This is a genomic window from Spirillospora sp. NPDC047418, assembly GCF_040643275.1.
GTDB lineage: Bacteria > Actinomycetota > Actinomycetes > Streptosporangiales > Streptosporangiaceae > Spirillospora.
In genome coordinates, this window is sequence record NZ_JBEYTW010000057.1 from 1 (window position 1) to 21,982 (window position 21,982).

Here is a 21,982-nt window from a genome sequence, read left to right on the forward strand (position 1 = left end):
GTTGTTATGAGGCGCTCATAACAACAACACGCCGCAGGTCAACGGGGCGGGGGCGTGAGGATGCGTTTGGCCCAGCGGTAGTCGGCCTTGCCGGATGGGGAGCGAACGATCGCTTCGGTGAAGGTCACCGTCGCGGGGAGCTTGTAGCCGGCCAGGTGCTCGCGGCAGTGCGCCCGCAGGTCTTCGGCGGTCGCGGATGTGCCAGGGCGCAGTTCCACGACGGCGGCTACGCGCTCGCCGAACCGGTCGTCGGGGACGCCGGCGACCAGCGCGTCCATCACGGCGGGGTGCGACTTGAGGGCCTGCTCGACCTCCTCGGGGAACACCTTCTCGCCGCCGGTGTTGATGCAGCCGGAGCCGCGTCCGAGGACGACGACCGTGCCGTCGGCCTCGACCCGGGCCATGTCGCCGAGGATCGTCCAGCGCTTGCCGTCGACCACCGGGAACGTCCGCGCGGTCTTCTCCGGGTCGTTGTGGTAGCCGAGCGGGACGTGCCCGGACCGCGCGACGTAGCCGACCTCGTCCGAGCCGGGCGGGATCGGCTTCATGCCCGTGTCGACCACGGTGACGCGGGGGTCGGCGGCGAGCCGCATCAGGCCGTCGTCGCCGACGCTGATGTTGCCGTCGACGCCCGACTCGGACGCGCCGAACCCGTTGTTGATGTGGATGTCGGGGATCAACCCGGCGAAGTCCTCCTGCACGCTGCGGGACAGGATCGCCCCGCCCGAGCCGAGCACCTTGAAGGACGACAGGTCGTACTTGGCGCCGTGCGCGCGGATCGCGTCCGCGAGGGGGCGCGCGATCGCGTCCCCCACCACGGCGACGATCATCGGCTTCTCGCGGTCGATGGTGCGGAGCGCGTCCATCGCCTCGAAGCGCCGCATCAGGATCGTCTTGGACCCGGTGAACAGCGCCATGAGCAGCGTGTAGGACGCGGCGCCGTGCATCAGCGGCATCGTCAGCAGGAAGCTGAGCTCGAACCCGTTCCGCGCGGCGTCGGCCAGCTCGCCGACGCTGAGGCGGGGCTCGCCGTAGGGGTTGCCGCCCTTCACGGCGGCCATGTAGAAGTCCTCGTGCCGCCAGACGACGCCCTTCGGGTTCCCCGTCGTGCCGCCCGTGTACAGGATGTACCGGTCATCGGCGCTGCGCCCCTCGCGCAGGGACGGGTCGGGCTCGCCGGGCTCGGACGTGTAGTCGCTGACGCTGATCCGCGACGGCCACGCGGGCTTCTCGGCCGTCTCCCCCGTCCGGACGACGGTGACGACGCGCAGGTCGGGGCACTCCCCGGCGACGCGGGCGGCGGCCGGGGCGAACGCGTCGTCGATGACCAGGCCCGCGAGCCCGGCGTCGGTGTAGAGGTAGTGCAGCTCCCGGTCGGTGTACCGGTAGTTGATGTTCACCGGCACGGCGCGGATCTTCAGGCAGCCGAGCAGCGTCTCGACGTACTCGGTCCCGTTCAGCATGTGGAGGCCCACGTGCTCGCCCGGTGCGATGCCCGCCGAACGCAGCCGGGCCCCCGCCGCGTCGGCCCGCGCGTCCAGGTCGGCGAAGGTGAGCGCCCGGTCGCCGCAGACCAGGGCCGTGCGGTCGGGGACGGCGGCCGCGACGGCCTCGAAGAGGGTCGCCAGGTTCAGCGTCATACCCGCGAGACTAGAATTCGTTCTTATCCGCGGGCAAGCGCCGTCCCACTCAGCGGTCTTGGCCGCTCGCGCGCCCTGCGGATGACCGCTCAGCGGGACGATGCGACCGGCAGAAGTAGAATTCGTACTAGCCTCCGACGCGGCTAACGAACACACCGACCCGGAGGCTCCGATGAACGCTGACCTCTCCCTGGCGGGCCGCACCGCCATCGTCACCGGCGCGGGCGCCGGGCTGGGCCGCGCCGAGGCCCTCGCGCTGGCCGCGCAGGGCGCCAACGTCGTCGTGAACGACATGGGCCCGGCGGCCGACGACGTCGTCGCCGAGATCAAGAAGGCGGGCGGCGGGGCCGTCGCGGTGAAGGGGGACGTCGGCGACTGGTCGATGGGCGACACGCTGGTGTCGGCCGCGGTCGACACGTTCGGTTCGCTGGACGTCCTGGTGAACAACGCGGGCGTGCTGCGCGACAAGATGCTGTTCAACCTGTCGGAGTCGGACTGGGACGACGTCATTCACGTCCACCTGAAGGGCCACGCGTCGGTGTCGCGCGCCGCCGCCGTGCACTGGCGCGCCGCGAGCAAGGCCGCCGGCGGTCCCGTCTACGGGCGCGTGATCAACACCTCGTCGGAGGCGTTCCTGTTCGGGTCAGCGGGCCAGCCGAACTACTCCGCCGCCAAGGCCGGCATCGTGGCGCTGACGCTGTCGACGTCCGCGGGCCTCGGCCGCTACGGGGTGCGCGCCAACGCGATCTGCCCCCGCGCCCGGACCGCGATGACCGAGGCGACCTTCAACGAGGGCACCGCGCCCGGCGGCCTGGACGTGATGGCGCCCGAGCGGGTCGGCACGTTCGTCGGCTACCTGGCGTCGCCCGCCTCCGAGAAGATCACCGGGCAGGTGTTCGTGGTCTACGGCGACATGGTCGCTCTGATGGCCGCGCCGACCGTCGAGCAGAAGTTCACCGCGTCCGAGGGCGTCTTCTCCGTCGAGGAGTTCGGCGCGCAGGTCACGCCGTACTTCGCGGACCGCGACGCCCACAAGACCTACGCCGCCTACAGCGTCGCCGCGCTCGACGACACCGGCACCAGCAAGTACTGATCACTGACTCACCGGTGGCCGCCCCATGGCGCGAGGGGGCGGCCACCGGTGTCTCTCAGAAGTGGGACGCGTCGCGGAGGGTGGCCTCGGCGCCGCCGTCCACGTAGATGACCTGGCCGGCCATGTGCGTGTTGCCCGGGGAGACCAGCCAGCGCAGCGCCTCCGCGATCACCTCCGGGTCGGCGTAGCCGTTCAGCGGCATCGGGACGGCCTCGTTCATGATCTGGAACATGGCCTCGTCCTCGAACAGCGGCTTGGTCATCGCGGTCTTCACGACGCCCGGCGCGATCGCGTTCAGCGGGATGCCCGCGCCCGCCCACTCGGGGGTGGTGCAGACCCGCCGCATCCACTGCGCGAGGGCCGACTTCGACGACGGGTACAGCCGGCCGCCGGCGCCGCTCTCCTCGACCTTCGTCGCCGCCGCGATCGCGGCCGGCTCGTCCAGGTCCAGGCAGGCGCGGACGACGTCGTCGTCCACCGGGTGGGTCCCGGAGATCGAGGCGACGACGGCGGCGCGCGGCGCCTCGGCCTGCGCGAGGGCGGGGCGCAGCCCGTCCAGCAGCTCGACGACGCCGAAGAAGTTCACCTTGACCGGCATGATCGTGAAGTCGGAGACGCCGGCGCAGGCCACGACCGCGTCGAGCCGCCCGCCCGCCCGCTCCAGGGTCTGCGCGACCGCGTCCGCCCGGCCCTCGGGGACGCTGAGGTCGGCGCAGACGTCGGCGCCGCGCAGGTCGATGCCGATGACGGTGTCGCCCGCGTCCCGCAGCAGGGCCGCGAGGGCCCTGCCGATGCCGGACGCCGAACCGCTGACGGCGATGGTGCGTGCCATGATCATTCTCCTCGGTGGGGAGCGGGCTAGGTGTGCGAGCCGCCGTCGACGCGGAAGTCGGCGCCGGTGTAGTAGGCGGCGTCGGACGAGCCGGCGAACGCGATCGCCGCGGCGATCATCTCCGGCTCGGCCGCGCCGTAGTAGGACCGGATCTTGGAGAAGTAGTCCAGGTCGATGCCGGGCGGGAACATGTGCGGCGACCGGATCAGCGGCGTGTCGACCGACCCCGGCGAGATCGGCACGACCCGGATGCGGCGGCTCGCCAGCTCGGCGGCGAGGCTGAGGGAGAAGCCCAGCACCGCGCCCTTGGACGCCGAGTACGCCGTCATGTAGGGGTTGCCCTGCGTCGCCGACAGCGAGGCGGTGTTGACGATGACGCCCGTCCGGTCCGGGAGGTGCTTCAGCGACTCGCGGCAGAACAGGGCGGTCCCGACGAGGTTGACGGTGAACAGCCGGTTCAGGTCGTCCACGGTCAGGGTCTCGATCGGGGTGGTCTTGTGGATGCCGGCCACGTTCACGAGGACGTCGATGCCGCCGAGCGTCTCGGCCGCGTCCGCGACGGCGGCGATCACCGCGGCCTCGTCGGTCACGTCGGCCGTGCGGGTCGTGAGGGTGCCCGGCCCGGTGATCGCGGCGGCGGTCTCGGCGAGGCCGGGCTCGGAGAGGTCCACACCGTAGACCGCGGCGCCCTCGGCGGTGAGGCGGATCGCGGTGGCCCGCCCGATGCCGGACGCGGCCCCGGTGAGCAGCACTTTCACGCCGTCATAGCGATTCATGGCGGCACGCTAGCCGCGGCTCCGCGGCATCCGCCGGGGCCGTCCCGATCACCGGGAGGGGGTACCGCCGGCCGCGGGCGCGTTCGAGCGGGACGCCAGCAGCAGCTTGCAGGCGAGGCGGATGTCGGTCTCCACGTCCGCCATGGACGCGCGGCCGTTCAGGCTCGACTGGAGCACCCCGTACCAGCACTGCATCAGCAGCCGGACGAGCGTGACGTCCTGCGCGGTGGGGACCTCGATGCCCACCGAGCGCAGCAGGATCTCCCGGAACGTGTTGTCGATGTGGACCGTGTCGGCGACGGTCGCGACGTGCGCGGTGTTCGACGCGTGCAGCATCGACGCCGACAGCACGGGCTGCGCCATCAGGTTCCGGCTGGCCTGCACGAGCATGTCGGCGACGGCGTCCTCGGGCGCGACGCCGGGCGCGGGCTCGGCGACCTGCTCGCGGAGCCGGTCGACCTGCGCCGCCATCACCGCGGTGAACAGGTGGACCTTCGACGGGAAGTACCGGTACAGGGTGCCGATCGCGACCCCGGCCGCCTTCGCCACCTCGTGCATCTGGACGCGTTCGAGGGACTTCTCCGTGCCGATGCGCGCCGCGGCCCGCAGGATGCGCTGCCGCCGGTCGTGCTGCTCGGGTGAGCTGGGCTCGGCGGACATCCTCGCCGCTGCGATCCTCGCCACGGTCCTCCCTCCGGTCCATCGGTGTGCTGACTAGGAACAATATCCAGACTGCGCGCCGTCCCCGCGATCGCCGATACCGGTCAGTGGGACGGGTCACTCCGCCGCGCCGCGCGCCGCGCTTACGTTGTGCCCGCGCCGGGATCGTGCAGGCTGGAGGGGACGTCACGTGGGGAAATGGGACGACGAGTACGACGTGGTGGTGGCCGGTTCGGGCGCCGGCGCGATGGCCGGGGCGCTCGCCGCGGCCTCGTCCGGGCTGCGGACGGCCGTCCTGGAGAAGACGAAGGTGCTCGGCGGGACGTCGGCCTATTCCGGGTCGGCGATCTGGCTGCCGGGCACGCGGGTGCAGGAGCGGGCCGGGCTCGGCGACTCGGCCGAGTCGGCGCGCACCTACCTGCGGGCGCTGCTCGGCGACGCGAACGAGGCGCACCGGGAGGCGTTCCTGGCGACCGCGCCCGAACTGGTGGACTTCCTGGAGAACGACCCGGCGCTGGAGTTCAAGTTCCAGGCGTTCCCCGACTACTTCGACGCACCCGGACGCATGGACATGGGGCGCTCGTTCGTCCCGCTGGAGCTGCCGGCCGAGCAGCTCGGCGACCTCGCCGGGCTGGTGCGCCCGCCGGTCGACCGCGACCGGGCGGGGCGCGGGCACTCGACGTCCAAGCCGATGGCGCAGGGGCGTGCGCTGATCGGGCGGCTGCTGCTGGCGTTCACCGCGACCGGCCACGGCGCCGTCCGCACCGAGACCCCGCTGACCGGCCTGATCGTCGAGGACGGCCGGGTCGCGGGCGTCGAGGCCGGCGGCCTGCGGCTGCGGGCGCGGCGCGGCGTGCTGCTGGCCGCGGGCGGGTTCGAGGCGTCGGCCGAGCTGCGCGCCGCGCGCGGCGTGCCGGGCGCCGCGGACTGGACGATGGCCCCGGACGGCGCGAACACCGGTGACGCGATCGAGGCGGCCGTGCGGATCGGCGCGTCCACCGGCCTGCTCGACCAGGCGTGGTTCTGCCCCGGCCTGCGCACCGCCGACGGGCGGCCCGCGTTCACGCTCGGCTTCCGCGGCGGCCTCATCGTGGACGGCTCCGGGCGCCGCTTCGCCAACGAGTCGCTCCCCTACGACCAGATGGGCCGGAAGATGGCCGCGGCCGAGGGGCCCTTCCACCTGGTCTTCGACGCGCGCTCGGACGGGCTGCCGGCGATCTCCGTCCCGCCGCTGGCGCCGGACGAGCAGCTGGCGTCCGGCCAGTGGGTCCAGGCGGCGACGGTGGAGGAACTCGCCGGGAAGATCGGCCTCTCGCCCGGCGCCCTGGCCGAGACCATCGCCCGCTTCAACGGGTTCGCCGAGAAGGGCGCGGACGGCGACTTCCACCGCGGCGAAGACCCCTACGACCGGTACTTCTCCGGCGGCAGGCCGTGCGTCGTCGCGCTCGACCGGGCCCCGTACTTCGCGGCGGAGGTCGTCCTCAGCGACCTCGGGACGAAGGGCGGGCTGCGCACCGACCCCGACGGCCGCGTCCTCGACGGCTCCGGCGGCCCCGTCCCCGGCCTGTACGCCGCGGGCAACACCTGTGCCTCGTTCACCGGACCCGTCTACCCGGGTCCGGGCGTTCCGATCGGATCGGCGATGGCGTTCGCCTACCGCGCCGTCCAGGACATCAAGAGGAGCAGCACGTGAGATCGATGGGAAGGGTCGCCGTCGCGGCCGTCACCTGCGCGGCGGCGGCCGGGCTCACCGCCGTCCCGGCGCAGGCCGCCCCGGCGCACCCCGGCAAGGCGCATCCCGGCAAGGCGCAGCGCGGAAAGCTGATCGACAGCCGCCCGCTGACGAACGCGGCGGCACTGCCGAGCGCGTCCAAGAACCGGTTCGTCACCTATGTCTCCGAGGGCGCGGGCGGGAAGCGGATCACCGTCACCGGCACCGTCGCCGTCCCGAAGGGCACGCCCCCGCCCGGCGGCTGGCCGGTGCTGAGCTGGGCGCACGGCACCACCGGGACCGCCGACGCCTGCGCCCCGTCCGCCGACACCGCGAACGGCCCCGCGCACGACTACCTGGCGCTCACCGAGCAGTACCTGGACAAGTGGGTCGCGAACGGGTTCGCCGTCGTCCAGACCGACTACGAGGGCCTCGGCACGCCGGGCGGGCACCCGTACATGAACGGCGCCAGCGAGGCGAACACGGTCACCGACATCGTCCGCGCCGCCCGCAAGGCCGACCACCGCATCGGACGCGACTGGTTCGTCGCCGGCCACAGCCAGGGCGGGCAGGCGACCCTCTACACGGCGGCGGCCGCGCAGAAGCCCCGCGACGTCCGCCTCAAGGGCGCCGTCGCGATCGCGCCCGGCTCGAACATGAGCCAGACCGCGCAGTACGTGAAGGCGCAGTACCCCGGCGCCGAGATCGCGCTGCCGTTCCTGTTCGTCCTGCTCAACGGCGCGCACGCCGCCGACCCCACGTTCGTCCCCGAGGACCTCCTGACGGACGACGCCGCCGCCGTCGCCAAGGCCGGCCGGACGGACGCGTGCCTGGCCCAGCTCAAGCAGCTCAGCAAGAACCTGCCGCTGACCAACGTGTTCCGCCCCGACGCCGACCTGACCCGCTTCGAGAACTACTACGACTCGCAGGAGGCGCTCGGCCTGACCGTCAAGGTCCCGACGCTGGTCGCCCAGGGCACCGCCGACCGCGAGGTCTCCCCCGCCGCGACGCAGAACATCGTGAACGACCTCTGCAAGCGCTACGGCACCATCGCCTACCGCACCTTCGACGGTGCCGACCACCGGGCCAGCATCAACGCCTCCTTCGAGGCCGGCCTGGAATTCGCCCAGTCCCTCCGCGACAACGAGACCCCGCCCACCACCTGCTGACGCAGCCCGCGTGGTCTCGTCCTCCGAACGGACGAGACCACGCACCCCCCGCACCAGACGCCAGGCCCGGCCGGGTGCCCGCCGTCGGTTCACTCCTGCGAATCCTCCGGGAACTCGTCCGGCACACCGCGCAGCGCCGCCGCCGCGACCACGGTCAGCACCACGAGGAACACCGCCGTGGTGAAGGTCGCCGCGTGGAGTCCGTGCGCGAAGGCGTCCTTGGCGGATCGCATCACCTGTCCGGCGAGGCCGGCCGGCAGGTCCGCGGCGACGTGCACGGCGCCGCCGATCGAGTCCCGGACGGCGTCGACCGCCGGGGCGGGCAGCCCCGCCGGCACCTTGATCCCGCTGTGGTAGGCGGCGTTGAGCAGCGTGCCGAGGACCGCGATCCCGAGCGCACCGCCGAGTTCCGCGCAGGTCGTGGCGATGGCCGACGCCGCGCCGGACCGCTCCTTCGGCGCGCTGTTGATGATGATGTCGGCTGTGAGGGTGAACGTGGCCGTGGCCCCGATGGCCTGGACGAGCAGCGGGAACATGACGGCGAGGTAGCCGGAGTCGGCGTCCACGAAGCCGTACATGAACATCGACACCGCGATCAGCCCGATGCCCACCGCGATGATCCGCATCCGGCCGAACACCGGGACGAGCAGCGCGACCACCGGGCCGAAGAAGATCGCGAGGGCGATCGGCGGCAGCATCGCCATGCCGGTGCGCAGCGGCGTCCAGTCGTGGCCGAGCTGGAAGTACTGGCTGAGCAGCAGCGTGACGCCGATGAAGGCGAACAGGCCGCCGGTGTTGGCGACGACGGCGCCGGAGAAGTACCGGTCGGCGAAGAGCCGGACGTCGATGAGCGGCTCGGTGAGACGGGTCTGCCGCCAGACGAACAGGGCGAGCGACACGAGCCCGACCGCCGCCGCGGCGATGATGCGCGGTTCGCCTGAACCGTCCCGGACGGACTCCTGGACGGCGTAGACGACGCCGATGATGCCGACGACCGACAGCAGGACGCTCGGCAGGTCGAGCCTGCCCGGCTCGGGGTTGCGCGACTCGGGGACGACGAAGAACCCGACGACGAGGACCAGCAGCATGACCGGCGGGTTGATCAGGAAGACCGAGCCCCACCAGAAGTGCGTGAGCATCGGGCCGGCGACGATCGGGCCGAGCGCCAGGCCGCCGCTGATCAGGCCGGACCAGATCGCGATCGCGGTGGTCCGCTCCTTGGGGTCGGTGAACACGTTCCGGATGATCGACAGCGTCGTCGGGTAGACGGTCGCCCCGGCCACGCCGAGCAGCGCCCTCGCGGCGATGAGCTGTTCGGCGCTCTGCGCGTAGGCGGCGCCGAGGGACGCGGCGCCGAACAGGACGCACCCGGTCAGCAGCAGCTTCTTGCGGCCGACCCGGTCGCCGAGGCCGCCCATGGTGACGAGCAGGCCGGACAGGGCGAACCCGTAGATGTCGACGATCCACAGGATCTGGGAGGACGACGGGTGCAGGTCCCGGATGAGGTTCGGGACGGCGAGCTGCAGGACGGTCGTGTCCAGGCTGAGCACGAGCGCGGCCATGCAGATCACGACCAGCGCGACCCAGCGGCCCGCGCCCGCCGCGGCGGCGCCCCCCGAGGGAGGCTCCCCCGCCTCGGGTCGGGATAACTCGACGCTCATGGCCTCCTCCTCTGCTTATTACTTAAACTGTATAAACCATATACTCAATAGATTCGGTCGTACACTGTTACTGGTCAGGGGGCTCGGCGGGCGATCACGGAAGGGGCGGAGACCGGATGGCGGAAGCGGGAAACGGTGTCTTCGGCGGCCGGGCGCGCAGCGTCGAACTCCTGTGGGGGCGGCGGGAGCCGCCCAAGCGCGGCCCGAAGCCCGGCCTGTCCGTCGAAGTGATCGTCAGGACCGCGATCGCCATCGCCGACGCCGAGGGGCTGCCCGCGTTCTCCATGCAGCGCGTGGCCGGCGAGTTCGGCTTCACCACGATGTCGCTGTACCGCTACGTGCCCGGCAAGACCGAGCTGATCGACCTGATGATCGACACGGCCCTCGGCCCGCCGCCCGACCTCGCGGAGTACCCCGACTGGCGGACCAAGCTGGAGGTCTGGGCCGGCGAACTCCACGAGGTCTACCACCGGCACCTGTGGGTGGCCCGCGCCGTCACCGACGACCGGCTGATGGGCCCGAACGAGCTGGCCTGGGTCGAGGCCGCCGCGCGGGCGCTGCTCGGCACCGGCCTCACCGGCGGCGAGACGACCGACGCCGTCCGGGTCGTCTCCAGCCACGTCCGCAGCTGGGCGCAGTACTCGGCCGACATGGCCGGCGACGCCGGCATGACCGGCCGGCAGTGGGGCGCCGCGATCGCCGCGCTCATCGAGGAGCACAGCGCCGACTACCCGGCGCTGGCGGAGGCGATGCGGTCCGGTGCCTTCGGCCCCGTCGACGGCTCGGGCCCGCAGTTCGGGCTGCGCTGCGTCCTGGACGGCATCGGCGTCCGCATCGCCGAACGCCGCGGCGGGAGCACCGGCTAGAGCGTTGATGGGAAACGCCGGTGCCGTCCAGTGGTCCCTACGGTTGTGTTCGGCGATCAGGCGGACTGGTAGGTGAGGTGGGCGAGGCCGGTGCTGAGGTTGCGTGCGTCGACGAGGCGCATGGGTTTCGCGCCGGCCGTCTCGCCGAAGAGGCGCACGCCCGCTCCGAGCACGACCGGGTACACGGTCAGCCGCAGTTCGTCGACGAGGTCGTGTTCCATGAGCGTGTGGACGAGGGGGGCGCTGGCGTAGACGACGATGTCGCCGTCCACCTCCTGCTTCAGCTTCGCGACCTCGTCGGGCACCTCGCCCTTGAGCACCGTGCCGTTGCTCCACTCGGCCTCCTGGAGCGTCGAGGACACGACGTACTTGGGCAGGGCGTTCAGCCGGTCCGCCCACTCGCCGGGCCGGGACGTCCACCGCTCGGCGAACCAGGCGTCGCTCCGCCGGCCGAGCAGCAGGGCGGACGCCGCGCGCGCCTCGGCGAGTTCGAGTTCGGCCCAGGCCCGGCGGTCCTCGTCCCCGACCCGGTCGAACCAGCCTCCGCGCTTGAAGCCCTCCTCACCGGTCGGGTCCTGGACCACTCCGTCCAGCGACACGTTCTCGCTGATTACGATCTTTCCCATCGGGGTTCTCCTCGGTCCGCGTTGCCTGCCTGCACGGATGTAGACACCGCGACGCCGGAAAGGGGGCGCCCGCCGACCGCCCCCTTTGCCCTCCGGCCGGTGTCTGTACCGGATGGAAGTGCCTTGAGCTGCGGAGGAAGGTGACGTGATGGTGATGACGGGCGACCTGATGTCCCGGGCGCGGGCGGGGGACGGCGAGGCGTTCCGGGAGCTGACCGAGCCGTACCGCCGGGAGTTGCAGGTGCACTGCTACCGGATGCTCGGATCCTTCCAGGACGCCGAGGACACCCTCCAGGAGACGCTGCTGTCCGCCTGGAAGGGCATCGGGGCCTTCCAGGGACGCGCGTCCCTGCGCACCTGGCTCTACCGGATCGCCACCAACCGGTGCCTCAACGCGCGCCGGTCGGTGGGCCGGCGTGCGGCGGCGGAGTGGAACGTGCCCGGTGTCGAACCGCCTGAGCCGACGCGGCTCGGCGAGGTCGTCTGGCTCGAACCGTTCCCCGACTCCCTCTCCGAGGGCGCGCTCGGCGTGCCGTCCGGTGGGCCGCTCGGCCCGCAGGCCCGCTACGAGCAGGCCGAGTCCATCTCGCTGGCGTTCGTGACCGCGCTGCAGGTCCTGCCGCCCCGCCAGGTGGCCGTGCTCGTCCTGCGGGACGTCCTCGGGTTCCACGCCGCCGAGGTGGCCGGGATGCTCGACTGCAGCGTCGAGTCGGTCAAGAGCGCCCTCAAACGGGCGCGGGCCGGTCTGGAGCATCGGCGGCTCGCGTCCGGCGACCGCGAACCGCCGCCCGCACCCGGCTCACCCGCCGAGGAGGCCGTCGCGGCGCGGTTCGCCGGCGCGTGGGAGGCCGCCGACATCGACGCGCTGGTGGCGCTGCTCACCGGCGACGTCTTCATGACGATGCCGCCGATGCCGTTCGAGTACGAGGGACGGGACGTCGTGGCCCGCTTCTGCGCGGGCATCTTCGGCGCGGGCCGCCGGTTCGAACTGGTCCCGACGCGGGCCAACGGCCAGCCGGCGTTCGGCGCCTACCTGCGCGCACCGGACGGCACCCGGCACGGCACCGGCCTCTACGTGCTCACCCTCAGCGGCGACCGGATCCACGGCATGACCCGCTTCGAGAACGGCGTGCTCCCCTCGTTCGGGCTGCCGCGAACGCTCCCGAGCCGTCGCTGAGCCGCGCCGCGAAGTTCGCCGCTGGAGCCGCGCGCGTTCGTCAGGGGGACTTCGGATGCGGGGCGTCCGCCGGACTGTCGTGTGCCGTACCGGCGGGTTCGGTGCGTGAGAGTGCGGCGAGGAGCTGCAGTCTCTCGTCGCTGTCGCTGCCCTTGTCGGGGTAGTAGACGACGAGGATGACGTCGTCGATGGGGAGTTTGTCGCGGTGGAGCCGCAGTTCACCGACGACGGGGTGGTCGACGGCGGCGGTGCCTCCGTCCAGGTTGCGGACGTCGTGCCGGGCCCACAGTGTGCGGAACCGCTGACTGGACAGTGCCAGTTCTCCGACGAGTTCGACGAACCGGGGGTTGTCGATGTCGTCCCCGATGGAGGTGCGAAGAGCGGCGACGAAGTCGGCGGCGGAGTTCGCCCAGTCCTGTTGGAAGGCCTGTTCCTCGGGGTCGAGGAACAGGGAGCGGAGCCGGTTCTCGCCGGGCCGCAGGCGCGGGGAGAACGCGACGGCCATCGGGTTGGAGGCCAGGACGTCGAAGGCGCGACCTTCGACGAACGCGGGGATCTCGAGGTTGGCGAGGAGTTGGTGCACCCGTGCCGGTACGCGCTCGGGGCGCTTGCGGCGCGGCGCCCTCGCGCGGACCGCCGCGAGGCCGAGCAGATACGTCCGCTCGACGTCGTCGAGCTGCAGGACGCGCGCGAGTGATTCGAGCACCTGGAGTGAGGGGTTCCGGTCGCGGCCCCGTTCCAGGCGCAGGTAGTAGTCGGGGCTGATCCCCGCGAGCAGCGCGACCTCCTCACGGCGCAGGCCGGGGACGCGGCGGTTGCCGCCGGGCGGGAGCCCCGCCTGTGCCGGGGAGATCAGCTCGCGTCGTGCGCGCAGGTAGCCGCCGAGCCGGTTGCCGGATTCCTCGTCCTTCATGACACCACCGTAAGCCGGTGCGCGCGCCTCAGCGGGGGCCCTGGCAGGACCAGGGAAGACGGGGGCTCTGCCACCCGCGGCGAATGCCGTCGAGACTTGTGGCAGCACTGTTCGAGAAGGACAGTGAGCTTCGCTGAAGGGAAGACCTCATGGATCTCTCCAACCGCACCGTCCTCATCGTCGGCGGAACCTCCGGCATCGGACGGGAGCTGGCCCGCCGGTTCGCCGCGGCGGGCAGCACCGTGGCCGTCGGCGGCCGCAGCGCGGAGGCACTCGCGGAACTCGCCGGAGAAGGCTTCGGCACCTTCGGCATCGACGTCACCGACGGCGCCTCCGTCGCACGTGCTCGCGACGCCGTGCTCGCCCGGTATCCCGAGCTGGACACCGTGGTGACCATGCCGGGCGTCATGCTCCTGGAGGACCTGCGCGATCCCGCGCACTTCGAGGCGGCGGAGACGACGATCGACACCAACCTGGTAGGCACCATCCGGGTCATCGACGCCTTCACCCCGCACCTGGTCCGGCGGGGCGCGGGCACCTTCATCACCGTCACCTCCGGCATCGCCTTCCTGCCGTTCCCGCCCATGCCCACCTATGCCGCCTCGAAGGCCGCCGTGCACGCCTACTCCGAGGCGCTGCGCGCGCAGCTCGACGGGACGGGGGTCGGCGTCGTGGAACTCGTCCCTCCGGCCGTCGCGACGGCCGGCCAGGAGAAGGTGAACCCGAACGCGCTGCCGCTCGACGACTTCGCCACCGAGGTCATGCAGCTGCTCTCGGCCGAGCCCACCCCGCACGAGATCCTCGTGCAGGGGGTCCGCACGCACCGCTGGGCCGAGCGCGACGGCACCTACGACGACCTCGTCGCGCAGCGCACCAAGGCCCTGGCCATGCTCCCCGGCCGCGGAGCCTGACCCGCGCGGGCGGGTCAGACGAGGTTGTCCTCGACCTTCAGGCCGAAGACGCCGCGGCCCCACATGGACAGGGCGTGTTCGATGTCGTTGGCGACGTGGACGCTGCCGGCGTGGGCGTCGCGCCAGGCGCGCTCGATGACGTTGCCGCGGTGCAGAGAGTTACCGCCGGCGGTCTTGAAGAGGATGTCGATCGCCTGGATGGCGCGTTCGGTGCCGCGGACCTGGTCGCGGCGGGCGCGCAGCCGCAGCTCCATCGGGATCTTCTCGTTGCGGGTCGCGTACTCGTGGATCTCCCGGACGTTCCGGTCCGTCTGCAGGACGGCGGCGTCGATCTCGGACGCGGCGCGGGCGACGGCGACCTGGGCGTGCGGGTCCTCGACGAAGCGGCCGCCGCCGAGGCTGAGCCGGATCCGGTCGCGCATCTTCGCCACGTAGAGGTCGTGGCAGCCGGCCGCCATGCCGATCACGCTGGCGGTGACGGTGCTGGTGAAGATCGTCCCGAACGGCATGCGGTAGAGCGGGCCGGTGTTGACCTTGCGGCCGGGGTTGCGGAGCTGGGCCTGCTCGAAGTTGCGCATGGCGCGGTGGGACGGGATGAACGCCCGGTCGACGACGATGTCGTCGCTCGCGGTGCCGCGCAGGCCCATCGAGTCCCACACTTCGCGGATCTCGTAGTCGCGCTTGGGTACGAGCACCGTCATGAAGTCGACCGGGCGGCCCTCCGCACCGACGACGAGGGCGCCGAGCAGCGCCCAGGAGACGAACTCGACGCCGGAGGAGAACGACCAGTGGCCGCTGAGCTCGTAGCCGCCGTCGACCGGGGTGAGGCGGCCGATGGGCGAGTAGGACGAGGAGATCAGGGTGTCGGGCCCGGCGCCCCACACCTCGCGCTGCGCCTCGTCGGCGAACAGGCCGAGGTGCCAGGAGTGGACGCCGAGGATCGCCGATACCCAGCCGGTGGAGCCGCAGGCGCCGGAGATCGCCCGGACCACCTCGTAGAAGGCGACCGGGTCGTCCTCGGCGCCGCCGTAGCGGGTCGGCTGGAGCATCCGGAACACGCCGGCGGCCGTCAGGTCGCGTATCGTCTCGGCGGGGATCCGGCCCTTCTCGTCCACGGACCGGGCCCGCTCGGCGATGCCCGGCAGCAGCCCGTGCACGGCGTCCAGGACCTCGTTGCTCATCCGTCGACTCCCGTCTTCCCTAGTCCGACCATTGGAGCAGACCACGCCGCGGCACCGTCGAGGGGCCCCGCGTCCCGGCCACCGGGACTCCCGGGTCGGGACGGTGACCTGCGACCTAACGTTCGAATCACGCATCCATCGTTGAAGGGATGATCCACGTGACCGCAACCGAGTCGGACGCCGTCCGCGCCATCGAGGCGGAGGCCGTCTCCTCCCGGTTCGCCCGGGGATGGCACTGCCTCGGGCTGGCCGAGACGTTCAAGGACGGCAAGCCCCACACGGTCCAGGCTTTCGGGCAGAAGCTCGTGGTCTTCACCGGTGCGGACGGGAAGACGAACGTCCTGGACGGGTACTGCCGGCACATGGGCGGCGACCTGTCCCAGGGCACGGTCAAGGGCAACGAGATCGCGTGCCCGTTCCACGACTGGCGCTGGGGCGGCGACGGGCGCTGCAAGCAGATCCCGTACTCGCGCCGCGTCCCGCTGCGCGCCCGGACCTCCGCGTGGCCGACGATGGAGCAGGACAAGCTGCTGTTCGTCTGGAACGACCCGGAGGGCAAGCAGCCGCCGGAGGACGTGCGGATCCCGGTGATCGCGGGCGCCACGCGCGACGACTGGACCGACTGGCGCTGGACGGAGCAGATCGTCCACACCAACGCCCGCGAGGTCATCGACAACGTGGTCGACATGGCCCACTTCTTCTACATCCACCAGTCGTTCCCGACGTACTTCAAGAACATCTTCGAGGGCCAGACCGCCACGCAGATCATGAAGGGCGTGACCCGGGAGGACTCCCGCCGCAGGCGCGAGGGCTCCGGCGGCGGCGGGCCGCGGATGCTCGGCAACACCTCGGTCGCGTCCTACCACGGCCCCTCGTTCATGATCGACGAGCTGACGTACCACTACGAGGGGTACGACCTGACCTCCGTCCTGATCAACTGCCACTACCCGATCGACGAGAACTCGTTCTCGCTGCACTCGGGGATCATCGTGCAGCACAGCGACAAGCTGCCGCCGGAGGCGGCCGAGGCGACCGCGCAGAAGCTGTCGGAGTTCATCCTGGTCGGCTTCCAGCAGGACGTCGAGATCTGGAAGAACAAGACCCGCATCGACAACCCGCTGCTGTGCGAGGAGGACGGCCCCGTCTACCAGCTGCGCCGCTGGTACGAGCAGTTCTACGTGGACGCCGCCGAGGTCAAGCCGGAGATGACCGACCGGTTCGAGTTCGAGATCGACACGACCCGTCCGGTGGAGTCCTGGAAGAAGGAGGTCGAGGCGAACCTCGCGCGCCTGGACGCCGAGGGGGCCTCGGCGTGACGTCCCGCCAGGACGAGCGGCTGCTGGACGGCCCGCTGGTCCCGGTCGCCTGCCGCCGCTGCGCCGCGCAGGTGCTGGTGCGCAAGTCGACCTGGGAGCAGACGAGCATCCAGTGGAACGCCGCCGCGCGGGCCGCGTGCGTGGGCATCGAGGATCCGCACGACACCTGCCCGGCGCTGCGCTCGGCGATCCAGGAGGCGGCGCTCACCGGCTCCGTCAAGGTCGTCGATGGGTGAGTCGACCGGACGGCGCGGTGAGCTGGCCGGCCGCGTCGCGGTCGTGACGGGCGCGGGCGACGGCATCGGACGCGGCGTCGCCCGCCGCTTCGCCGCCGAGGGCGCCCGCGTCCTGGTGGCGGAGCTGAACGAGGAGACCGGCGCCGCGGTGGCCGCCGAGATCGGGGAGAACGCCCGGTTCGTCCGGACGGACGTGACCGACCGGGCCCAGGTCGAGGCCATGGTCGCCGCGGCGGTCGACACGTGGGGCTCGGTGGACGTCCTGGTGAACAACGCCTGGGGCGCCGGGACCGTCGGCCGCGTCGAGAACAAGACCGGCGAGCAGCTCGCCCGCGGTTTCGCGATGGGCTACTACGGCCCGCTGTGGGCGATGCAGGCCGCGTTCCCCCACATGAAGGCGCGCGGGTGGGGACGCGTCATCAACATGTGCTCCCTCAACGGGGTCAACGCCCACATGGGCACCCTGGAGTACAACTCGGCGAAGGAGGCCCTCCGGACGCTGACCCGCACGGCCGCCCGCGAATGGGCGCCGACCGGGGTCGTCGTGAACGCGATCTGCCCGGGCGCCAAGAGCGCGGCGTTCCGGCGGATGGCGTCCGAGCATCCGGAGATCGAGGCCGCCGCCGACCGCGCCAACCCGATGGGCCGCCTCGGCGACCCGGAGACCGACATCGCACCGGTGGCGGTGTTCCTCGCGTCCGAGGGCGCCCGCTACCTGACCGGAAACACCCTGTTCGCGGACGGCGGCTCGCACATCAACGGCGTCGCCTGGACCCCGGACCTGGACGGAGAGCAATGATCGACGAATATGGCCCGTGGGCCGTCATCGCGGGCGGCTCGGAGGGGGTCGGCGCCGCGTTCGCACACCGCCTCGCCGACGCGGGCCTGAACCTGGTGCTGATCGCCCGCAAGCCCGGCCCGCTGGCGGAGACCGCCGAGGCCGTCCGGGCGAAGGGGGTGGAGGTCCGCACGGTGGAGCTGGACCTCATCTCCCCGGACCCGCTGAAGAAGGTCCGCGAGGTCACCGACGGCCTGGACGTCGGGCTGATGATCTTCAACGCGGGCGCGAACAGCTACGGGCACGAGTTCGTCACCGGCGACCTGGAGCGCTTCCAGGGCGTCATCGACCTCAACATCACCGCGCAGCTCGCCTTCACGCACCACTTCGGCGCGCTGATGAAGGAGCGCGGACGGGGCGGTCTGCTGCTGGTCGGCTCGCTCGCCGGTTACATGGGGCAGGCGCAGATCAGCATCTACTCGGCGGTGAAGTCGTTCGGCCGCGTGTTCGCCGAGGGCCTGTGGCTGGAGATGCGCGAGCAAGGGGTGGACGTCCTGGAACTCGTCCTCGGCGTGACGCGGACCCCGGCGATGGAACGCGCCGGCCTCAACATGGACATGCCGGGCCTGAACGTCGCCGAGCCCGACGACATCGCCCGCGAGGGGCTGGAGCACCTGAAGGACGGGCCCATCTGGGTCGCGGGCGGCAACTACGAGGCGGCGCAGAAGCGGGCGGGCTTCCCGCGCGACCGGAAGGTCCTCGGCGCCCACGAGGCCATGAAGCGGATGCTGCCCGACCCGTCCTGACCTTCGTCTTCGACGTGCTGATCGCGGCCCAGGGGTTTCAGGAAGTCCTCCTGCCCCTGGGCCGCTCTGTGCGCGGGGTCCCGGAGATCGATTTCCTCGCGGGGTGAAAGATCCGGGCGGCGTCCCGACATGTGCAGGTGACCACCGACCACAGGAGGCCACATTGCCGGGGACGCCCCATGGATGAGGACGACTTCGCGGCCGTCTACGCCGCGACCTACCAACCGCTGCTCGGCTACGCGCTGCGCCGCTGCGACTCCCCCGAGGACGCGGCCGACGTCGTCGCCGAGACGTTCACGATCGCCTGGCGCCGCGCGGCCGACATGCCGGCGGGCGGCGAGGCCCGGCTGTGGCTGTACGGGGTGGCGCGCCGCGTCCTCGCCAACCACCGCCGCGGCGTCGTCCGCCACTCGCTCAAGACGGCGGCGCTGCGCGCCGAACTGCCGCCGGCCGCGCCCGCACGCGACGGCTCGGCCGTGGCCGACGTCTTCCGCGCCCTGCCGGGCCGCGACCGGGAGGTCCTCGCCCTCCTCGGCTGGGAGGGCCTGTCCATCACCGAGATCGCCACGGTGCTCGGCTGCTCCCGCAACGCGGTGAGCGTCCGCCTGCACCGCGCCCGCCGGCGCTTCGCGCGCGCCCTGCGCGCCGCGGGCGTCGACCACCCGGGACCGCCCACGCCGCCGTCCCGGTCCGTTCTGCATGGGAGTGAGCTGGCATGACGTCTTCGATCGACGACCTCGTGGCGGGTCTGAACCCCGTGCGCGACGGCGACATCACCAGCGACCCGTCCGGTGCGGGCGCCCGGGCCCTGCTCGCCGCCATCACCACCGCGGAGGACCCGGCACCGCGACGCCGCCGCCTCCCCCGCCTCCCCCGGTTCGCCCGTCCCGCCATCGGCGTGGCGGTGGCCGGTGCCGCGGCCGCGTCGGTCCTCGTCCTGTCCGCGCAGGACTCGGGCCCGCTGTACGCCTACGCCAACGCCGCCGTGCGGATCGACGTGGCCGACGGCGCGTACGAGGTGGAGGTCAAGGACGCCTTCGCCGACCAGCAGGAGTTCCAGGAGGCGTTCGCCAAGGTCGGGCTGCGCGTCAAGCTCAGCATCGTGCCGGTGTCGCCGGCGCACGAGCGCGACGTCATCAGCGTCGGCTCCCTGCCTGCGCCGCCCGGGACGCACTTTCCGGCCGACAGCGGGAAAGGGTCGTTCACGACGGTCCTGAAGTGCCCGCCCGGCCAGGACGCCTGCCCGCTCAAGGTCCGGCTCAGCGGGCCCCTGTTCCGGACCTCGGGCGGCGAGATCGTCATCGGCCGCAAGGCCCGGCCCGGCGAGGTCTACGGGGACGCCCGGCCGGCGCAGGGCGATCACCCGGAGAGCCTCCGCCTCACCGGCCTGACCACCGGCCGGGCGCTCGCGGACCTGCGCACGCGCGGGCTCACCGCGGCCTTCTCCATCGGCGCCTTCAAGGCGGACGGCTCCGGCTCCATGTACGACCCGCCCGCGGGCTGGCGCCCCGGTGACGAGCGCCGGATCACCGGGGCGTGGGTGCGCAGCTCGGACTCGGTCGGCCTGCTGGTCGCCCCGGCCGAGGGCGACCCGGAGCCCCAGCCGACCGGCTGACCCCGTCCGGCCGGCCGGCTCGCCCGCCTTGCCCGGCTTGACCTCAAGTTTGGTCGAGGTCTTAGCGTCTCCCTTGATCGACAATGCCGATGATGGGGGACGACATGCGGATCGTGGGATTCACCGAGCCGGGCGGGCCGGACGTGCTGCAGGTGCTGGAGGTGTCGGCGCCGGAGACCGGTCCCGGCGAAGTGCGGGTCCGGGTGGTGGCGGCCGGGGTGCAGCCGTACGACGTGGCCATCCGGGAGGGGTGGTCGCCGCCGGGGACGCCGGAGGGCTTTCCGCGCGTCCCCGGCAACGAGTACGCGGGCGTCGTGGACGAGGTCGGCGCGGGCGTCACCACCGTCCGGCCGGGGGACGAGGTGCTGGGCTACTGCCGTCTCACCGCCTACGCCGAGTACGTCGTCGTCCCGGCGGACGCGGTGACGGCCAAGCCCGCGAGCATGCCGTGGGACGTGGCGGGCGGCTTCCCCGCCGCCGTCATGACCCCGCACATCGCGCTGGAGGAGATGGCGGTCGGGGAGGGTGACACCCTCCTCGTCCACGCGGCGGCGGGCGGTGTCGGGACGGTCGCCGTCCAGCTGGCCCGCATCGCCGGTGCAACGGTCATCGGCACCGCGCGCGAGGCCAACCACGACTACCTCCGGTCGCTCGGCGCGATCCCGGTCGTCTACGGGGACGGGCTGGAGGAGCGCGTGCGCGCCCTGGCACCGGACGGCGCGGACGCCGCCCTGGACGGCGCCGGCGGCCACGCGCTGGACGTGTCGCTCAACCTGGTCAAGGACCCGACCCGCATCTTCACGCTGGTCGACCACGCCCGCGCCGCCGACCTCGGCGTCCGGACGATCCCGCCCACGAAGCGGTCGGTGGCCCGCATTGCCGAGGCCGCGCGCCTCTACGACGAGGGCCGCCTGCGCATCCACGTGCGCGCGGCGTTCCCGCTGGAGCGCGCCGCCGACGCCCACCGCGAGGTGGCCACCGGCCACGGCCGCGGCAAGGTCGTCCTCCTGACCTGACGGGCACGTCAACGCGGCGCTGCGCGAGCTGCGCTCGCGGTCGCAGACCGCCGACACCGCGATCGACCCGGACGTCCTCGCCGAGCGGCTGCGCGAGGCCCAGGACCAGGGCCTCCGCCAGATGGCCGCGTTCACCCAGAGCCTGGACGACCTGATGACCCGCATCGGCACCCGCTCCACCGGCGGCCGGCCTCCGCGTTAGACCGCGCGGTGCGGGCATGCGGCCGTCACGCCTCGACCAGGGTCACCTCGATCCGCGGGTTGACCTGGTCGGGCGTGAAGGGTTCGGCGGCGGCCTCCAGGACGAAATACTCGGCATGGGCGGGCTCGGGCGTGCTGAAGCGTGGCGGGGCGGGCGGACGGCCCTCGCCGGTCACCCCGTCGAACGAGTCGCGGACGCCGGCGGCCTTCAGGTCGGCGGTGACGACGTTGCCTTCCATGGTCAGCCGTCGTCCTCGACACGGGTCATGCTGAACCGGCCGGACGCCTCCAGGTCGCGGTAGGTGGCCACCTCGCGGCGACGCATGTTCTCCAGCGAGACCAGGAACTCGCGGAACGTGGGGAACGCCTCGGACGGCTCCTCGCCTTCCACGTACGTCCACACCGGCGGGTCGGCCGGGGCGGTCGAGGCGCGCGGGATGTAGTACAGGACGTATCCCTGGTGCATCGCGATGACGAGCGCGTCGTCCAGCATGGACGGATCGAGGTCGTTCTCTTCGAGCAGTTCGGCCGCGTCCTGCCGCAGTTCGAGGAGGTCGCGGTAGGCCCAGTCGGTGCCCTGCATCAGCGGGTAGGGGCGCTTGCCCAGCACCGCGAGGAAGTCCCGGTAGAGCGCGGGCAGCGCGACGACCCGCTGCGCCCGCATCACGGCGGCGATCTCCTCGTCGGAGCAGCCGGCGAAGTCGCCGGGGCCCGCGAGGCCCTCGGCCAGCAGCCGGTCCCGGAACCGCACGACCGAGAACGCGTCATGATTCATTGGATCTCCACCGCATGGCCGGC

At 72.3% G+C, this 21,982-nt stretch carries 23 protein-coding genes; 13 read left to right on the forward strand and 10 right to left on the reverse strand.

Annotated elements, in window-relative coordinates; translation table 11 throughout:
• Window positions 1-38: 38 nt before the first annotated feature.
• Window positions 39-1,640 (reverse strand): AMP-binding protein, encoded by a 1,602-nt coding sequence (locus tag ABZ806_RS29080; protein WP_500220597.1) that lies wholly within the window; start codon window positions 1,638-1,640, stop codon window positions 39-41.
• Between the two features lie 172 nt (window positions 1,641-1,812).
• Between ABZ806_RS29080 and ABZ806_RS29085 the strand changes: the two genes are divergently transcribed.
• On the forward strand, window positions 1,813-2,733 hold the full coding sequence (locus tag ABZ806_RS29085; RefSeq protein ID WP_500220598.1) for an SDR family NAD(P)-dependent oxidoreductase: 921 nt from the start codon (window positions 1,813-1,815) through the stop codon (window positions 2,731-2,733).
• 55 nt (window positions 2,734-2,788) lie between these two features.
• On the opposite strand, the gene ABZ806_RS29090 is transcribed toward ABZ806_RS29085, so the two are convergent.
• Genes ABZ806_RS29090 through ABZ806_RS29100 form a run of 3 tightly spaced genes read right to left on the reverse strand, consistent with a single transcriptional unit; the run spans window position 2,789 to window position 5,025 of the window.
• A complete protein-coding gene (locus ABZ806_RS29090; protein WP_500220599.1) occupies window positions 2,789-3,565 on the reverse strand; it encodes an SDR family oxidoreductase in 777 nt (258 codons plus the stop codon).
• Between the two features lie 26 nt (window positions 3,566-3,591).
• Window positions 3,592-4,341 (reverse strand): SDR family NAD(P)-dependent oxidoreductase, encoded by a 750-nt coding sequence (locus ABZ806_RS29095; RefSeq protein ID WP_500220600.1) that lies wholly within the window; start codon window positions 4,339-4,341, stop codon window positions 3,592-3,594.
• Window positions 4,342-4,389: 48 nt separating this feature from the next.
• Complete coding sequence (locus tag ABZ806_RS29100) at window positions 4,390-5,025, reverse strand: TetR family transcriptional regulator (RefSeq protein ID WP_500220601.1); 636 nt, start codon at window positions 5,023-5,025, stop codon at window positions 4,390-4,392.
• Between the two features lie 166 nt (window positions 5,026-5,191).
• Here ABZ806_RS29100 and ABZ806_RS29105 point away from each other — a divergent pair, with 166 nt between their 5' ends.
• Together ABZ806_RS29105 and ABZ806_RS29110 are read left to right on the forward strand one after the other, a co-directional pair.
• Entirely contained in the window at window positions 5,192-6,694 is a 1,503-nt protein-coding gene (locus ABZ806_RS29105; RefSeq protein ID WP_500220602.1) for an FAD-dependent oxidoreductase, read from the forward strand.
• A gap of 5 nt (window positions 6,695-6,699) precedes the next feature.
• A complete protein-coding gene (locus ABZ806_RS29110) occupies window positions 6,700-7,881 on the forward strand; it encodes an alpha/beta hydrolase family protein (protein ID WP_500220653.1) in 1,182 nt (393 codons plus the stop codon).
• An 89-nt stretch (window positions 7,882-7,970) separates the two neighbouring features.
• On the opposite strand, the gene ABZ806_RS29115 is transcribed toward ABZ806_RS29110, so the two are convergent.
• A complete protein-coding gene (locus ABZ806_RS29115; RefSeq protein ID WP_500220603.1) occupies window positions 7,971-9,542 on the reverse strand; it encodes an MFS transporter in 1,572 nt (523 codons plus the stop codon).
• Window positions 9,543-9,658: 116 nt separating this feature from the next.
• Between ABZ806_RS29115 and ABZ806_RS29120 the strand changes: the two genes are divergently transcribed.
• Window positions 9,659-10,408, forward strand: coding sequence for a TetR/AcrR family transcriptional regulator (locus ABZ806_RS29120; RefSeq protein ID WP_500220604.1), 750 nt, complete (start codon window positions 9,659-9,661; stop codon window positions 10,406-10,408).
• A gap of 56 nt (window positions 10,409-10,464) precedes the next feature.
• On the opposite strand, the gene ABZ806_RS29125 is transcribed toward ABZ806_RS29120, so the two are convergent.
• Entirely contained in the window at window positions 10,465-11,034 is a 570-nt protein-coding gene (locus ABZ806_RS29125) for a dihydrofolate reductase family protein (RefSeq protein ID WP_500220605.1), read from the reverse strand.
• Between the two features lie 148 nt (window positions 11,035-11,182).
• Between ABZ806_RS29125 and ABZ806_RS29130 the strand changes: the two genes are divergently transcribed.
• Window positions 11,183-12,211, forward strand: coding sequence for a sigma-70 family RNA polymerase sigma factor (locus tag ABZ806_RS29130; RefSeq protein WP_500220654.1), 1,029 nt, complete (start codon window positions 11,183-11,185; stop codon window positions 12,209-12,211).
• A gap of 40 nt (window positions 12,212-12,251) precedes the next feature.
• Here the strand turns inward: ABZ806_RS29130 and ABZ806_RS29135 are convergent, their stop codons facing one another.
• A complete protein-coding gene (locus tag ABZ806_RS29135; RefSeq protein ID WP_500220606.1) occupies window positions 12,252-13,124 on the reverse strand; it encodes a helix-turn-helix transcriptional regulator in 873 nt (290 codons plus the stop codon).
• A 149-nt stretch (window positions 13,125-13,273) separates the two neighbouring features.
• Between ABZ806_RS29135 and ABZ806_RS29140 the strand changes: the two genes are divergently transcribed.
• Window positions 13,274-14,035 carry an SDR family oxidoreductase gene (locus ABZ806_RS29140; protein WP_500220607.1) on the forward strand — a complete coding sequence of 254 codons (762 nt, stop codon included), beginning with the start codon at window positions 13,274-13,276 and terminating at the stop codon, window positions 14,033-14,035.
• A 14-nt stretch (window positions 14,036-14,049) separates the two neighbouring features.
• On the opposite strand, the gene hsaA is transcribed toward ABZ806_RS29140, so the two are convergent.
• Window positions 14,050-15,216 (reverse strand): 3-hydroxy-9,10-secoandrosta-1,3,5(10)-triene-9,17-dione monooxygenase oxygenase subunit, encoded by a 1,167-nt coding sequence (gene hsaA / locus ABZ806_RS29145; protein WP_500220608.1) that lies wholly within the window; start codon window positions 15,214-15,216, stop codon window positions 14,050-14,052.
• Window positions 15,217-15,365: 149 nt separating this feature from the next.
• Between hsaA and ABZ806_RS29150 the strand changes: the two genes are divergently transcribed.
• The 7 genes from ABZ806_RS29150 to ABZ806_RS29180 all read left to right on the forward strand — a co-directional run bounded on the left by ABZ806_RS29150 (window position 15,366) and on the right by ABZ806_RS29180 (window position 20,983).
• Complete coding sequence (locus ABZ806_RS29150) at window positions 15,366-16,532, forward strand: 3-ketosteroid-9-alpha-monooxygenase, oxygenase component (RefSeq protein WP_500220609.1); 1,167 nt, start codon at window positions 15,366-15,368, stop codon at window positions 16,530-16,532.
• The gene (locus tag ABZ806_RS29155) at window positions 16,529-16,768 is read left to right on the forward strand and encodes a ferredoxin (protein ID WP_500220610.1); all 240 of its coding nucleotides are present in this window, start codon (window positions 16,529-16,531) and stop codon (window positions 16,766-16,768) included. The genes ABZ806_RS29150 and ABZ806_RS29155 overlap by 4 nt, the downstream gene beginning before the upstream one ends.
• Window positions 16,761-17,567, forward strand: a complete 807-nt coding sequence (locus ABZ806_RS29160; protein WP_500220611.1) for an SDR family NAD(P)-dependent oxidoreductase — start codon at window positions 16,761-16,763, stop codon at window positions 17,565-17,567. The genes ABZ806_RS29155 and ABZ806_RS29160 overlap by 8 nt, the downstream gene beginning before the upstream one ends.
• A complete protein-coding gene (locus ABZ806_RS29165) occupies window positions 17,564-18,352 on the forward strand; it encodes an SDR family NAD(P)-dependent oxidoreductase (protein WP_500220612.1) in 789 nt (262 codons plus the stop codon). The genes ABZ806_RS29160 and ABZ806_RS29165 overlap by 4 nt, the downstream gene beginning before the upstream one ends.
• Window positions 18,353-18,531: 179 nt before the next feature.
• Window positions 18,532-19,071 (forward strand): RNA polymerase sigma factor, encoded by a 540-nt coding sequence (locus ABZ806_RS29170; protein WP_500220613.1) that lies wholly within the window; start codon window positions 18,532-18,534, stop codon window positions 19,069-19,071.
• Entirely contained in the window at window positions 19,068-19,967 is a 900-nt protein-coding gene (locus ABZ806_RS29175; RefSeq protein ID WP_500220614.1) for a hypothetical protein, read from the forward strand. The genes ABZ806_RS29170 and ABZ806_RS29175 overlap by 4 nt, the downstream gene beginning before the upstream one ends.
• 104 nt (window positions 19,968-20,071) lie before the next feature.
• Complete coding sequence (locus ABZ806_RS29180; protein ID WP_500220615.1) at window positions 20,072-20,983, forward strand: NADP-dependent oxidoreductase; 912 nt, start codon at window positions 20,072-20,074, stop codon at window positions 20,981-20,983.
• A 227-nt stretch (window positions 20,984-21,210) separates the two neighbouring features.
• Here the strand turns inward: ABZ806_RS29180 and ABZ806_RS29185 are convergent, their stop codons facing one another.
• Both ABZ806_RS29185 and ABZ806_RS29190 read right to left on the reverse strand, forming a co-directional pair.
• Window positions 21,211-21,423, reverse strand: a complete 213-nt coding sequence (locus ABZ806_RS29185) for a hypothetical protein (RefSeq protein ID WP_500220616.1) — start codon at window positions 21,421-21,423, stop codon at window positions 21,211-21,213.
• Between the two features lie 2 nt (window positions 21,424-21,425).
• Window positions 21,426-21,959 carry an SMI1/KNR4 family protein gene (locus ABZ806_RS29190; RefSeq protein ID WP_500220617.1) on the reverse strand — a complete coding sequence of 178 codons (534 nt, stop codon included), beginning with the start codon at window positions 21,957-21,959 and terminating at the stop codon, window positions 21,426-21,428.
• Window positions 21,960-21,982 lie beyond the last annotated feature (23 nt).

Bases quoted from the DNA above. Each gene is read 5' to 3' on its own strand.
- ABZ806_RS29080 (WP_500220597.1), bottom strand. From the start codon at position 1,640: ATGACGCTGAACCTGGCGACCCTCTTCGAGGCCGTCGCGGCCGCCGTC.
- ABZ806_RS29090 (WP_500220599.1), bottom strand. From the start codon at position 3,565: ATGGCACGCACCATCGCCGTCAGCGGTTCGGCGTCCGGCATCGGCAGG.
- ABZ806_RS29150 (WP_500220609.1), top strand. From the start codon at position 15,366: ATGATCCACGTGACCGCAACCGAGTCGGACGCCGTCCGCGCCATCGAG.
- ABZ806_RS29165 (WP_500220612.1), top strand. From the start codon at position 17,564: ATGATCGACGAATATGGCCCGTGGGCCGTCATCGCGGGCGGCTCGGAG.
- ABZ806_RS29140 (WP_500220607.1), top strand. From the start codon at position 13,274: ATGGATCTCTCCAACCGCACCGTCCTCATCGTCGGCGGAACCTCCGGC.
- ABZ806_RS29110 (WP_500220653.1), top strand. From the start codon at position 6,700: ATGGGAAGGGTCGCCGTCGCGGCCGTCACCTGCGCGGCGGCGGCCGGG.
- ABZ806_RS29115 (WP_500220603.1), bottom strand. From the start codon at position 9,542: ATGAGCGTCGAGTTATCCCGACCCGAGGCGGGGGAGCCTCCCTCGGGG.
- ABZ806_RS29160 (WP_500220611.1), top strand. From the start codon at position 16,761: ATGGGTGAGTCGACCGGACGGCGCGGTGAGCTGGCCGGCCGCGTCGCG.
- ABZ806_RS29120 (WP_500220604.1), top strand. From the start codon at position 9,659: ATGGCGGAAGCGGGAAACGGTGTCTTCGGCGGCCGGGCGCGCAGCGTC.
- hsaA (WP_500220608.1), bottom strand. From the start codon at position 15,216: ATGAGCAACGAGGTCCTGGACGCCGTGCACGGGCTGCTGCCGGGCATC.
- ABZ806_RS29095 (WP_500220600.1), bottom strand. From the start codon at position 4,341: ATGAATCGCTATGACGGCGTGAAAGTGCTGCTCACCGGGGCCGCGTCC.
- ABZ806_RS29085 (WP_500220598.1), top strand. From the start codon at position 1,813: ATGAACGCTGACCTCTCCCTGGCGGGCCGCACCGCCATCGTCACCGGC.
- ABZ806_RS29125 (WP_500220605.1), bottom strand. From the start codon at position 11,034: ATGGGAAAGATCGTAATCAGCGAGAACGTGTCGCTGGACGGAGTGGTC.
- ABZ806_RS29180 (WP_500220615.1), top strand. From the start codon at position 20,072: ATGCGGATCGTGGGATTCACCGAGCCGGGCGGGCCGGACGTGCTGCAG.
- ABZ806_RS29135 (WP_500220606.1), bottom strand. From the start codon at position 13,124: ATGAAGGACGAGGAATCCGGCAACCGGCTCGGCGGCTACCTGCGCGCA.
- ABZ806_RS29175 (WP_500220614.1), top strand. From the start codon at position 19,068: ATGACGTCTTCGATCGACGACCTCGTGGCGGGTCTGAACCCCGTGCGC.
- ABZ806_RS29170 (WP_500220613.1), top strand. From the start codon at position 18,532: ATGGATGAGGACGACTTCGCGGCCGTCTACGCCGCGACCTACCAACCG.
- ABZ806_RS29185 (WP_500220616.1), bottom strand. From the start codon at position 21,423: ATGGAAGGCAACGTCGTCACCGCCGACCTGAAGGCCGCCGGCGTCCGC.
- ABZ806_RS29190 (WP_500220617.1), bottom strand. From the start codon at position 21,959: ATGAATCATGACGCGTTCTCGGTCGTGCGGTTCCGGGACCGGCTGCTG.
- ABZ806_RS29130 (WP_500220654.1), top strand. From the start codon at position 11,183: ATGGTGATGACGGGCGACCTGATGTCCCGGGCGCGGGCGGGGGACGGC.